General features: G+C 36.3%; 7 protein-coding genes. 3 read left to right on the top strand and 4 right to left on the bottom strand.

The features are described 5' to 3' along the window. Positions 1–10: 10 nt before the first annotated feature. Together M0051_RS15200 and M0051_RS15195 are read right to left on the bottom strand one after the other, a co-directional pair. Positions 11–2431: an ABC transporter permease gene (locus tag M0051_RS15200; protein WP_306742354.1), complete on the bottom strand. Its 2421-nt coding sequence runs from the start codon at positions 2429–2431 to the stop codon at positions 11–13. Positions 2432–2441: 10 nt separating this feature from the next. Beyond that, positions 2442–3140, bottom strand: coding sequence for an ABC transporter ATP-binding protein (locus M0051_RS15195; RefSeq protein ID WP_306742353.1), 699 nt, complete (start codon positions 3138–3140; stop codon positions 2442–2444). A 261-nt stretch (positions 3141–3401) separates the two neighbouring features. On the opposite strand from M0051_RS15195, the gene M0051_RS15190 reads away from it, so the two are divergent. From M0051_RS15190 to M0051_RS15180, 3 genes are all read left to right on the top strand, one after another. Further along, complete coding sequence (locus M0051_RS15190; protein ID WP_306742352.1) at positions 3402–4766, top strand: sigma-54 dependent transcriptional regulator; 1365 nt, start codon at positions 3402–3404, stop codon at positions 4764–4766. Then, positions 4756–6099: a PAS domain-containing sensor histidine kinase gene (locus tag M0051_RS15185; RefSeq protein ID WP_306742351.1), complete on the top strand. Its 1344-nt coding sequence runs from the start codon at positions 4756–4758 to the stop codon at positions 6097–6099. Before M0051_RS15190 ends, M0051_RS15185 begins: the two co-directional genes overlap by 11 nt. A gap of 185 nt (positions 6100–6284) precedes the next feature. After that, positions 6285–7724: a hypothetical protein gene (locus M0051_RS15180; protein WP_306742350.1), complete on the top strand. Its 1440-nt coding sequence runs from the start codon at positions 6285–6287 to the stop codon at positions 7722–7724. An 88-nt stretch (positions 7725–7812) separates the two neighbouring features. On the opposite strand, the gene M0051_RS15175 is transcribed toward M0051_RS15180, so the two are convergent. Together M0051_RS15175 and M0051_RS15170 are read right to left on the bottom strand one after the other, a co-directional pair. Further along, positions 7813–11199, bottom strand: coding sequence for an alpha-amylase family glycosyl hydrolase (locus tag M0051_RS15175; protein WP_306742349.1), 3387 nt, complete (start codon positions 11197–11199; stop codon positions 7813–7815). Between the two features lie 138 nt (positions 11200–11337). Next, on the bottom strand, positions 11338–13077 hold the full coding sequence (locus M0051_RS15170; protein WP_306742348.1) for a SusF/SusE family outer membrane protein: 1740 nt from the start codon (positions 13075–13077) through the stop codon (positions 11338–11340). Positions 13078–13079 lie beyond the last annotated feature (2 nt).

The following is a 13079-nucleotide window of genomic DNA, read 5'->3' as shown; positions in this document are numbered from 1 at the left end:
TATTGTTTGACTATTCATATTTTAATGCATACACCGGATCTTTCCTTGCTGCATTGTAGGTTTGCCAACTAACGGTGATGATTGCAATCAAGATGGCAATTACACCTGCCAAGGCAAATATCCACCAGCTTAGATCAATTCGATAAGCAAAACTTTTTAACCAGTCATCAGCAGCATAGAAAGCAATTGGAGATGCAATTACGAAAGCCAAAGCCACCCATATAACATATTCGGAGATTAGTTGCAGCATAATTTCCAAGGAACTTGCTCCATTGGCTTTTCTGATTCCTATTTCTTTTGTTTTGTGTTGAATACTGTAGGAAGACAAAGCATACATTCCCATTATAGACAATAAAATGGATAGAATTGCGAATAGGGTAAGCGTTCTCATTTCGTTGTATTGATTTCGATACAGTTTCGCATAAATGTCATTTAAAAAAGCACACTTCAATGGATCATCAGTAAATAGTTGATCCCATTCCTTTTTAAGGATTTCAAGAGCTTTGGCTTTTTTCTGCTTGTTGATTTTTAAAAGAAAAGTACCATTGAAAATTCTTTTTAATCCAAATGCCATAGGAAGTTCTTTCTCAAACAAACTGGTATAGTGTAAATCTTTAATTACTGCTACAACTTCTCCCTTTCTAAAATATTCAGGTGCTCTAAAATGATACTGAAACTGTTTTCCAATTGCTTCTTTAGGATCTTTAAATCCCAATTTTTTGATAGCTGCTTCATTTAAAATGTATTGTTCTTTAAAATTGGTATGTTTCGCATCTAGTTTGGATAACATTTCATTGGCTATCTTTTTGTCTGGAATGATTGCCTTCGATTCCCATACAAAATCAGAACCACTAGTTAAATTCACACTTCCTGCTATTGGTTCAATATTAAAAAGCTTAAAGAAATCTTTTTCTACCGAATTAATCATGATCCGATTCCCTTTTTCAACTCCTTCCATGTCAAAAGGATGCTCAAAATCAGAAACCATACCAGGAGGCATCATAGTGGCGCTTAAGTATTCAATTTCGATATGTTGTTCTAACCTTTCTTTCAATAAATCGAATTGGGCAATTGCTTGGTAAGGAATATTGCTTATTGCTACAATTGCTTCCTTATCATCACCAGGATGCATTTTATGAATGTGCTTCACTTGTTTGTGCAACACTATGGTAAGAATGATTGCACTTATAGATAATACAAATTGAAATACCAATGAAACAATGAATTTTTTAGAACCTTCTTTCGGAGCAAGATTGAGATCATTGGATATTTTCTTTGTAAAAAATGGCAATATCGAAATCAATACAAATGCGATTGTAAACAGTAAGCTGACCTTTAGAAATAATGGTAATAATATTTCATAGGAAAGGTCGAAGTGCAATAGCTTATTGAAATTAACAATCAATACCGTTCCTATTATCAATGAAATTGTAATTTGAACAATCGTTTTTTTAATTTGATTGGCAGATAAGTCTTTTATTGATGCGCCATTGATGATCTTAATTTTTACATCTTTTAATTGAGTGGTAAACTTCACATAGTTTATGTTGGAGAAGTTTACTAAAGAAATTAGTAATACAATTAATGCTCCAAAAATCAGCACAATAATAGAGTTCCAATTCCCATTTGTGCCCAATTCATCTGTTTTATGACTTTTAAGGTGAATGTCTTTTAACTTGAGTAAGCGAAAAGTTGGGGATAGTTCTCCTTCTTTTACATTTTTCTTCCAATACTTGTTTAAAGCATCAACCAAAGTTTCGGGTTGATTTTCTTTTTCGAGAAGCAGATATGTATAGGCAAATGGATTTTGTAACTGTTCGTTTTTCTCTGAGAGTAAAATGTCAGGCGACATGTGTGAGTTATCAGGAAAATCTTCTAAAATGGCTTTTATCGTGTATGCTTCTTCACCATTCAAATAATAGTTTGATTTTACTTTAAATTCCTTTCCCAGGATATCAGTAGTTCCAAAATATTTTATGGCAGCCTTTTTACTTAAAACAGCTTCGTTTGTATTTTTGAATAGTTCTTTTTTATTGCCTTGTAAAAGCTTAAAATCAAAAATGTTAAAGAAGGAGTGGTTAGTGTAGCTTACGGATTTGATGTCAAAAGATTCATTTCTAACTTCTAGTTTTCCACCAGGCATATTTTTTAATAAAGCCACATCTTTTATTTGCGGGAAATTATTGAATAAACTTGGTAAATAATAATTGCTTATGGTGGCCGTCTTTAAATCATCTGCAGTTTGCAAAAATCCAACTCTGCCTGGTTTATCTATGTGTAGCCTGTAAATATCATCAGCTTTGGAATGAAAATTATCGAAAGACAATTCTTTTATTGTGTAGGCGCTAACAAATAGTACGGAAGCAAAAGCAATTGCAATTCCAATGATATTAATCGCAGCCCATTTATTTTTTTTTGTTAAAATATTCATAGCTATCTTATTAATATTCAATTTGCGCAAACTCTTTTTTTGTATTTTCTATTGTAACTTCACCATCAAATAATCTGATTACGCGATGTGCGAACTCAGCATCGCGTTCTGAGTGGGTTACCATTATTATGGTGGTTCCTTCGGCATTCAGTTCGCTTAATAAGTTCATTACCTCAAGGCCGGTTTTTGAATCGAGGTTACCAGTTGGCTCATCGGCCAATAAAAGTTTTGGGTTGGGTGCAATGGCGCGCGCAATGGCAACTCTTTGTTGTTGTCCTCCTGATAATTGTTGTGGATAGTGATTTCTTCTGTGACCTATTTTCATTCTATCCAGCATTTCCAGTACACGTTTTTTCTTCTTGCCTAAATCGTATCGTAAATACTTTAATGGCAATTCCACATTTTTATACACACTCAATTCATCAATCAGGTTGAACGATTGAAAAACAAAATTGATATTCCCTTTACGAAATGTATTGCGCTGTTTTTCCTTAAGGCTACTAACCTCATTGTCGCAGAAATAATATTTGCCATCGGTAGGACTATCTAACATTCCCAGGATATTTAAAAGGGTAGACTTCCCACAACCCGATGGTCCCATAATGGCTACAAATTCGCCTTCTTTAATTTCCAGGTTTACTTTATTCAAGGCAGTGGTTTCTACCTCTTTGGTACGAAATACTTTGCTTAGGTTCTCTACTTTGATCATTTTGTTTTATTAAAGATTCGTAAGTTATATAATTATTATTGTCATGCATAAAAGAATAGTGGTTCTTCACACTCAAACAGTATTACTATAGTTGTGCCATTGGTTCTAATTGTTAGTTTTAGAGATAGTTGTGTGGTAGTAGTGGTTTGGGCAGGATATTCTAGCTGTAAAAATTCTTTATTCTTACTGTATAGTTTCTTTACATTCTGTTGAGTTGTTGATTCCAATTTTCTACATTTGAAAGACCTAATCCGAAAAAATATGTCAATAGGAAATATTTTAATTGTAGACGATCATAAACGCATACGAATTTCTCTTCAAATGTTATTACAAGATGAGTTCGACACGGTTAACGTACTTTCTAATCCCAAAAGTTTACTTAGCGAGTTACAGGACAATTCATATGACATTATTCTTTTGGATATGAACTTTTCCGCTGGAGTGAATACTGGAAATGAAGGCTTGTTTTGGATGAATGAAATCCTAAAATATGATCCTGATTTGGCAGTTGTGTTACTAACGGCCTATGGAGATGTAGAATTGGCAGTAACAGCGGTTAAAAAGGGAGCTACAGACTTTGTATTGAAGCCATGGGACAACAACAAGTTGATCTCTACTTTGAAATCGGCTTTAAGCTTGAGACAATCGAAAAAGAAGATACAAAAGCTGGAAACCGATAAGCAAGACTTAACCAGAGAGTTGAACCAGAACAAGTCTGAAATGATTGGTAGATCAACCGTAATGATGAATCTGCGAAAGCTCCTGCAAAAAGTAGCTGTTACCGATGCAAATGTCTTGGTATTGGGTGAACATGGAACAGGAAAGGAGTTGATTGCACGAGAAATACATCAGCAATCCAATAGAAGCAATAAACCAATGGTTTCGGTAGATATGGGTGCCATGAGTGAATCGCTTTTCGAAAGCGAATTGTTTGGTCATGTGAAGGGAGCCTTTACCGATGCCAGGGAAGACAGGCAGGGAAGATTTGAATTGGCTTCGGGTGGAACCATTTTTCTGGATGAGATTGGAAATCTATCATTGGCCATGCAGGCTAAATTATTGTCGGTATTACAAAATCGAGAGGTAATTCGTGTTGGCGATCATCAAACAAGGAGTATAGACATTCGTTTGGTGTGCGCTACCAATAAAAATCTTCAGGAAATGGTTGCCGAAGGAACTTTTCGTGAAGACCTGCTTTATCGCATTAATACCATTCAGGTTGATGTGCCAGCTTTGCGCGATCGTACTAGTGATATTGCACTGTTGGCAGAGTATTTCCTAATGAAGTATGCAACGAAATACCATAAAAGACCATTGACCTATACTGATGAAGCTTTGGTTAAGCTGCAGAATTATCCGTGGCCGGGAAATGTCCGGGAATTGCAGCATGCAGTAGAAAAAGCAGTAATCCTTTCTGAGGGAAATAGGATTACCAAAGAAGATTTTCTATTAAAGCAGAATACAACTCAGACAAGAAGTATACCACCTCTAAGCTTTGTGGATATGGAAAAACAAATGATACTTACTGCCTTGGAACGTCACGAAGGAAATCTAACACATATGGCTCGAGAGCTTGGCGTTACCCGCCCAACTCTTTATCACAAAATCAAGAAATATGATTTATAAAAGCCTCTTTATTCAGGTTCTGATTCGCCTCAGTAGTATTCTATTGTTGAGTTTTCTTATGGGATGGATCTTTTGGGCTACGGCTTATCCCTATATGGCAATATTGGTGTTAATGCTCATTCTTTGGTTAAGTTATGGTTTGGTTCATTATCTGAATACAACCAACCGTTTGTTATCGCAATTTTTCCTGTCGGTTAAGAATGAGGATTCTGCACTAAGTTTTCCTAAAAACATTTCTGGTAAATCCTTTGGTGAGTTACGCAGGGGAATGCAGGAGGTGAATTACACCATCAGGGATTTACGCATAAAAGCACAGAAAAAGGAGATGATAAGCGATGCCATTATTGAACATGCATCTGTAGGTTTGTTATCCTTTGACGAGAATGGATTGGTAGAGTGCATAAACCATAGAGGACGTGAACTATTGGGGGTGCATAACCTCTACAACATTAAGGCTTTACAAAAAAACGATGTAAACTTGTTTGAGCTGTTTGAGATAATGAAGGCTGGCGATACTCGTGTCTATCATTTGCAGGGGAATGGAGTAAGTAAATACTTGCTAATTTCTTGCACTACTATTAAACAGGAAAACAAGGAATTAAAGCTGTTATCTTTTACGGATATTAAAAATGAGATGGATGCACAGGAGTTGGAATCCTGGCAGAAGTTGATTAATGTGCTTACCCATGAAATCATGAATTCTGTATCGCCTCTTACCTGTTTATCTGAAAAGTTAGAAAGTAATTACCAGCAAATTGAAACGGGAACGGTTCTTACTGAATCGGTTCTTACAAAAACACGCAACGGACTTCAGGTGATAAAAGAGCAGGGGCAGGGACTCATGTATTTTGTAGAGGCCTATCGTGAACTCTCTAGAATTCCAAAACCTAATCCGCAAGCCATTGTTGTATCTCAACTGTTTAGGTATCTGCAAGATTTGTTGCACATGTATTCCAACGAGCAAGTGCAATATCATTTCAGTATAAGTCCAAAAGACCTTCAACTCTATGCCGATGAGGCTCTTGTGAAACAGGTTTTAATTAACCTGGTAAAGAATGCTCGTCAGGCCATTCACAGCAATGGGGAAATATTCCTGACAGCAGAAGAAAAACAAGATGGCCATGTAGAAATCAGAATTACCGATACTGGCTGTGGTATCTCTGTCGAGGATATGAAAAATATATTCATTCCATTTTTTACTACCAAGGAGGAAGGATCTGGAATCGGCTTAAGCCTTACACGTCAGATTATGCGTTTGCATAATGGTAACATTTCAATAGAATCTGAAGAGGGAGAAGGCACAAAGGCCAAATTGGTTTTTCCAATAAAGTAGTTTAGTAAAGGAAAAAGCTTATATCCATTGGGATACCCTGTTAGAATTAAGATCCCTTAAGGATTTTTAACCAATTTTATACTTTATTTCGTCAAACTATTGGTTTGAAGATAAAACATATACGCTATTTAAACCGTATTTAAATAGACAGCAATTCCTTTTTATTCAGCTTTAAACCAAATACCATGTTATACAAAAAAATGAAATGTATTATTGGTAGGTGTTATTTGATACTTGCCATATTGGTTGGCACAGCCATAGTTACAAGTGCGCAGGAACAATTTATACAAGATTCTATCCCATATGATGATGTACGTGCTGATGAATCAGATCAAATTCAGAAGCAAGAAAAACAGAATAAGAACGACATTCCCATTGGGTTGTTTGCCTACAATAAATGGGTGGATTTAAACGAAAATGAAATCGTTGAGAAGAATGAGTTTTTTGGACTAGGGAAACAATCTTATGCCAAAGGAGAGTCTATTAGTGCTTCTTTGTACGATCCGGCAATACAAGAGGGAACAAACCTGAAACTTAGAATTTGGGATACAAGCGGAAACTTAATTCGAACGGTTCGTAAAAACTATACTACAAAACCTTTGTTTACCTATTCAAATTTCGATGCTTTTCTGCCTGTGGGAGAGTATATAATGACAATTAATCCAGCAGAATCGGGGAAAACATATCAGATTAAGTTCTTAATAAAGGAACCTAATGGCAATGCATTTGCAAAAATCAGAAAAAAACTACTCCCTGAGAGTTTTCATCTTTTTAAAGAATGGATTGATGAGGACGGAGATATGAAAATGGATAGTGCAGAGGTAATTGGTTTAAATCAAAGGCAATTTGAGCTAGGAAAAGTTGATTTTCAAGTTGGACTCAACCTTCCAATGAATAATAAACAAGTGGTTTATCAGATTTGGAATTCTACCTATGATATGATTGCGATGAATATTTCCCGAATGGATAGTTTGCAACATTATACCATGAAAGAAGATACGATTCATCCTGGCAATCAATTCTTACGAGTTTTAAAAAAGGTGCCTGAGGGTGAGTATATGATTACCGCTTCTTTGGATATGAAGGACCCAATACAATATCGAATATTAATACAAATAGGCGATTCTACTGCCAATATTGTTAAAACCGATGAGGCTGTAGCGGCCCAAACTGATGAAATACCAGAACTGGAAGAGGTAACAGAAGAGATTCCCGAAACTCCAGCTATGGCAATGAATATTAGTGAGAATGTTGAGAATTTGGCTCCAGAGTTCACCAAAGGTCAGGAAGGATTCTTCTTTTTTACAGGTTTTATTGATTTGAATGAAAACAACAAGCAGGAGAGAGAAGAATTTATGGGAGCCGATCAGGAGTATTATTATTCAGAATCGGAGAATGTGTTTGTTCAGTTTCATTTAAAGCAGTTTGTCAATAGTGAATTGAATTTGAAACTATTTAATACAGAAGATCAGCTGGTTCGTGAACAAATTGGGAATTATACCGAGTCTCCTTTTGTATTTAAAGTATCAATGCCTGATGAGCCTTTAATTCCTGGCGAATACAAATTAATTATGCAACCAGGTGGTTCGGAAATCAAATACCGATTGGAGCTTACAATTAAATAAGCTTACATTTATAAAATATAAAAACTCCCACTTGGCATTGTAGCTAAGCGGGAGTTTTACTTGATCTATAAACTATAAAGAAAACTAATTACTTTTTTATCACTTTTTTGGTCAGTTTAGAGCCATCTTCCATTTCGAAAATGAATAAATACATGCCACTTGCTAGGTTGCTAAGATTTATTTCTTCCGATCTATTTGGACTACCGATTGTTCTTACCATACGACCATTTAAACCATATATCTTAATCTGATCAACCCCTTTTAAATTTGATATGTATAGAATATCTTTAACAGGGTTAGGATACAGCTTAAGCTCTTTTTCCAGTATGTCATTTATTCCTGTCGTGAAAGCGATTACATCAGTATAATTACTATACACTTTATTTCCTGTAAGTAGTTCTCCTGTTTGGGCAACCGGTGTAACTGCAAAGCGGATGTATTTACCACCATCAGCATTAAGAAGCGTGTAACTTAAGCTTGTAGCACCCGAAATTTCGCTTTCATTTGTGCCTTGCGTATCGTCTGATCTGTACCATTGGAAAATTGAAGTGCCTTCTGCATCATTTTCAGGATCACTATATACATAGCTTGCAGTTAGAGTTTCACCTTCGGTAAGAGTTCCAGTTATTTCTACATTGCTTGCTACAGGTGCATTTACCAATGACACTACCTGTTCTGTATAGGTAGAATAAACTGTTTTACCCTCAAGTAATTCGCCAGTTTGTGCAACAGGAGTCACTGAGAATCTAATGTATTTGTTGCGATCATCGCCAGTAAGCTGATAAGTTGTATTTGTGGCACCACTTATACTCATTTCATTCCTACCATTGGTATCTTCAGCTCTGTACCATCTGTAAACAGATGCTCCTTCAGTATCTCCATTTACATCTGAGTAGGTATACGATGCGGTAAGAATTTCGTCTTCTTTAGCTGTTCCGGCAATACTAACATTACTAGCAACAGGTGCTGAAATAATATTAGGTTGAGTCAATTGCTTTGTAGTATAGACGTGATATTCACCTGGCTTAAGAGTAATGTTGGCATTTGCATCCGTTACATTAACCTCCTGACCAGAGAAATAATCATACCATGTTCCTGTTTTACTAAAATTAGCAGAAATACTACCTTCCTTGATATCAAAATTACCGATAATACGAACATCCATATCAGTATGGTTGATTTCGATACGCTTTAAGGCTTGTGAAGTAATTAAATTAAAATTATCTGATTCAAATGCAGGTTCTTTCTTTTTAATCTTTGCCAAGGCAGAAAATACCTGATATACTTTTTTACGATAAGGATCATCCTGATATTCCCATTTTACTGGTTTTTTACCAGTTCTTCCATTCTCGTCAATTGAGATATCGTATCCCAATTCCCCGAATTGCCAAATCATTTTTGGTCCAGGAATGGTTAGGAAGAAAGCTGCCGCAGTTTCTATTCTGGAAAGAGCAGTATTCAGACTTCTTACATTGTAGCCATCTAAAGATTTACCTTCATTAAGGTTACGATACATCATGCGTTCTTCATCGTGGCTTTCCATATAACTTACAAGCTTAGGTCCATCCCAACTTCTGCTTTTCCATGAGGTCCAATTAAAATCTGAACCATTGCCTATGGTTGCTGCACTATAATCATGATTGGCATTACCCCAAAGCATAATGCCATGAGCTGCCAGCTCTTTCTCTTCCTCATTATCCGAAAGATGCTCGAAAATAACCACTGCATCTGATTTTACAGCCCAAATTTCATTGGACATTCTCTTTAGTAGTCTAATACGATCATCATCTGGATCGCTTCCCCAATTATCTGATCCACTATTAGGATGTATTTTATTTGAGAATCCTTTGGTGAAATCAAAACGGAAACCATCAATGTGATACTCTTCCATCCAATACTTGTTGATGCGATCCACAAGGTCCTTAGTTGCCTGGGCTTCATGATTCAAATCATATCCCCAATGAGCAGCCGTGTTTTCGAAATTATGCTCCTGGTTGTACCATGGATTATTAGCTGTTGGTTTGCTACCATCAAAATACATGCGCAAGAATGGCGATTGTCCGTAAGTGTGATTCAACACCATATCCATAAATACGGCAATTCCTCTTTTGTGACATTCATTGACAAAGGCTTTGTAATCGTTTTTAGTACCATATGCTTTATCGGGAGCAAAATAAAATGATGGATTGTAACCCCATGAATCATTTCCTTCAAACTCGTTAAATGGCATTAGTTCAATTGCATTTACACCTAATCTTTCCAAATAATCTAAAGTATCAGTAACTGTCTTGATATTACCAGCTGCAGTAAAATCTCTTACATGAAGTTCATAAACAACCAAGTCTTCCTTTTTAGGCATGGTAAATCCAATATCAGTCCAGCTAAATGCTGTTTGTGCTGTTTGGAATACACTGGCAATTTCGCTTGTTTTTCCTTCCGGATAATCAATTAGATTAGGGTAGGTTTCGTCAGTAATGTATTTGTCATTCCAAGGATCTGATATTTTATCGGCATATGGATCTGCAATTTTAATGTCTCCATCAATAAGATATTGGAAAATGTACTCTTTACCAGCTTGAAGGTTATTAATGGTCACCCAGAAGTTATCACCATCCTTTTTCATTTGGTACATGTTATCAAGTTTCCAATCTGAAAAATCTCCAATGGCATATACATATTCCTTTTGGGGAGCATACAGAACAAGTGTTACTGAGCTATCATCAGTATAATTGATACCAGCAACAACATTGGCAGGCATACTTTCATTTACAACATCATCTCGAACGAAGAAATTAACTGTATCTCTTACCTCTTCTGTACCATCTGAGGCAACAGCTACCAATTCATGATTACCTGCAACATTAGTATTAATGATTTTACTAATTTCAGTTTCGGTGGTAGTTTCATTTTCAACCCCATCTAGAAATAGGCTTAGATTTGAACTGGCATTTGATTGTATTGTTACCTGCAAATCTTCATTTTTTTGAATGACTTTGTTGTTGGCAGGAGCAGAGAAGCTAACATTTAAGCCACCTTCGCTCACATCTACAAATATATCAGTTCCGCCATCACCTTTTCCTTCTTTTTGAGTATCCTCAGAACGGAATACGAAAGCCATTTTTAATATTTTTTCTCCATCAGCAACAGCATAGTATTCACGAATGCTTGGAGTAATCTTCAATTCCCACTTGTTATTTCCAAGTGAGGTTAATTTGTACTTGGCACTATTATCTCCCCATTCAGGAGCATATTTCCAGTCGGTATCTGATGTGCTTTTGTCAGTGATTACACCTGTATGGGCATAAACATCTCCGGTGTAATCCTTTAATCCTCCAGTTCCCAAAGTAGCGTCAAAAGTAATGGTTACTTCATCACTTTCGGTAGGAAAGGCGGGAGAGGTTGTTATGATTTGTGCCTGACTAATGAATGACATTAGCAGGAATATAAAGGTAAGGTATGTGTAAAGTTTCTTCATAATCAGAACTTTCTATTGATTGAATTCCGTTTGGTTTCAGTATAAAAAAATGCAATCAGCAACCAGAATAGTTACCAATTGCATTTAATTATTTAAAGCAGGGTAGCCTCATGACTACCCTACATGCTTATAGTTTTATTAAGGAGTTGTGATCGAACCAGCTCCAGTTAAGAAGTTAAGAGAGATATTGTCACCTGCAGTAACATTTACTCTTTCCTGATCACCACCAGTTCCTCTGAATTCAATTTTGTCATTAAGAACGATAAATTCAGCTTGCCACCAATCACAGTTTAAAGTTGGTGCATCAACATACATTCTTAATTCTCCATCATTAGGAACTCCATCAAATTTAATTACTTTATTGGTATTGTCAACAGTGAAAAGATCGGCAGGATCTCCACCATCCCATCCACCAAACACATTACCCATACCGTAAACCTTAGGCTCGGCAATTTCGATTGTGTTATTTGCTAAATCAACAACAACCATATAATATCCGGCAGTACCAGGAGCAGGAATATTAGTACTTCCAGTAGTGTAGACTCCATTGGTTGCATCACCATCTCTACCAAAGTCGTTACCTGCCCAAGCTGCTTCAGGAGCACATTTAAATTGACCATCACTATCCATCCATACAATTTTCCAGAACAATTCAGGATGACTGTGAACAGGAACAAATTGAAGTTTATTTTTCCAATCCCAGTTTTCATCATCTGGACCAACGCCGCTACCAGTCATGTAAAGTTCGGTTGGATAAACAGGCTTGGCAACAATTGAGAAAGTACCTGCGTTAAGATCAACAGTAATGGTATATTCAGCGTCACCACCGTCGAAAGTAATGTTACCATTAGCAGTTTTTGGACCTAAGATACCTGTGTTACCATTTTCTTGAATGTTACCCCAATCAAGGTCACCCCAGCTTTGTTGGCCAATAAATTTGAATAAAGCACCATCTTTGATTGATTTTTCAATAGTGAAAACACCTTCACTTACTTTAGTCATTGCAACAGCATTTTCAGGATCCCATTCAGGATCTGTAGAGTTGTAACCTCCTACCAAGTAAAGATTGTCATAGTCAAATCCATAAGTAGTTGACTCTACAACATGTGAAGTAATAGTAAGTGCACTTGATACAAAATCAGCTTCAACTTTATACCATCCTGTTTCACCAGTGAACTTAAAGTTTTCAGCATTGTCTCCAGCAGCTTCGATATTATCAGATTTTGTTGCGAATTTACCAAAGTTGTAATCATATCCATCGCTAGCCTGTTTTTCAGCAAATTTGAATAAACCATCTTTAGTAAGCTTCAAGTATTTGGTGAAAATGTCATTAGCACCATAAGCTTTTAATGCCTTTGTTACATCTGATTCAGAAGTAGCGGTTCCATAGATGTAGAATTCTGATGGAATTGGTACATCAAGGTATGGAGTTACTTTCATAGAAACAGCATTCGAGTATAAGCTATTTAGATCTTCATTTGCAAAAGCTCTAATTCTTGCTTCCAACTCTACTTGTTTCGCAGGAGGATATCTTCCTGATATCAACTCATTAAGACCTCCTACTTTAATTGCCGTTGTTGTTTCTGCAATTCTATCAAATTCCAATGGGTTGGCAAATTCATTACCCACAGTATCAATCTGAACGTAATATCTCACTCCAATAGGATCTGCGAAAGTAGATTCAGACCAGGTAAGTTCAACAATGGTTTCATCTTCGTTCTTTTTCATAAGAACCAGGTCAATCTCTTCTGCTAGTTCATTAAGTACCGGAGCGGTACCTTGAACTGGTTCTGTTACATTTGGCGTGTCAAAATCATCGTCGCAGGCAACGAATAGAACCGCCAAAAGTGATATAAATAAATATTTTATATTTTTCATGT

Origin of the sequence: Marinifilum sp. D714, from assembly GCF_030851345.1 — a bacterium.
GTDB lineage: Bacteria > Bacteroidota > Bacteroidia > Bacteroidales > Marinifilaceae > Marinifilum.
The sequence above is the reverse complement of the archived record's forward strand: the minus strand, read 5'-3'. Positions and strand labels throughout refer to the sequence as shown.

Excerpts from the sequence above, each read along its gene's own strand:
- M0051_RS15200 (WP_306742354.1), bottom strand. The coding sequence starts at position 2,431 with ATGAATATTTTAACAAAAAAAAATAAATGGGCTGCGATTAATATCATT.
- M0051_RS15195 (WP_306742353.1), bottom strand. The coding sequence starts at position 3,140 with ATGATCAAAGTAGAGAACCTAAGCAAAGTATTTCGTACCAAAGAGGTA.
- M0051_RS15190 (WP_306742352.1), top strand. The coding sequence starts at position 3,402 with ATGTCAATAGGAAATATTTTAATTGTAGACGATCATAAACGCATACGA.
- M0051_RS15185 (WP_306742351.1), top strand. The coding sequence starts at position 4,756 with ATGATTTATAAAAGCCTCTTTATTCAGGTTCTGATTCGCCTCAGTAGT.
- M0051_RS15180 (WP_306742350.1), top strand. The coding sequence starts at position 6,285 with ATGTTATACAAAAAAATGAAATGTATTATTGGTAGGTGTTATTTGATA.
- M0051_RS15175 (WP_306742349.1), bottom strand. The coding sequence starts at position 11,199 with ATGAAGAAACTTTACACATACCTTACCTTTATATTCCTGCTAATGTCA.
- M0051_RS15170 (WP_306742348.1), bottom strand. The coding sequence starts at position 13,077 with ATGAAAAATATAAAATATTTATTTATATCACTTTTGGCGGTTCTATTC.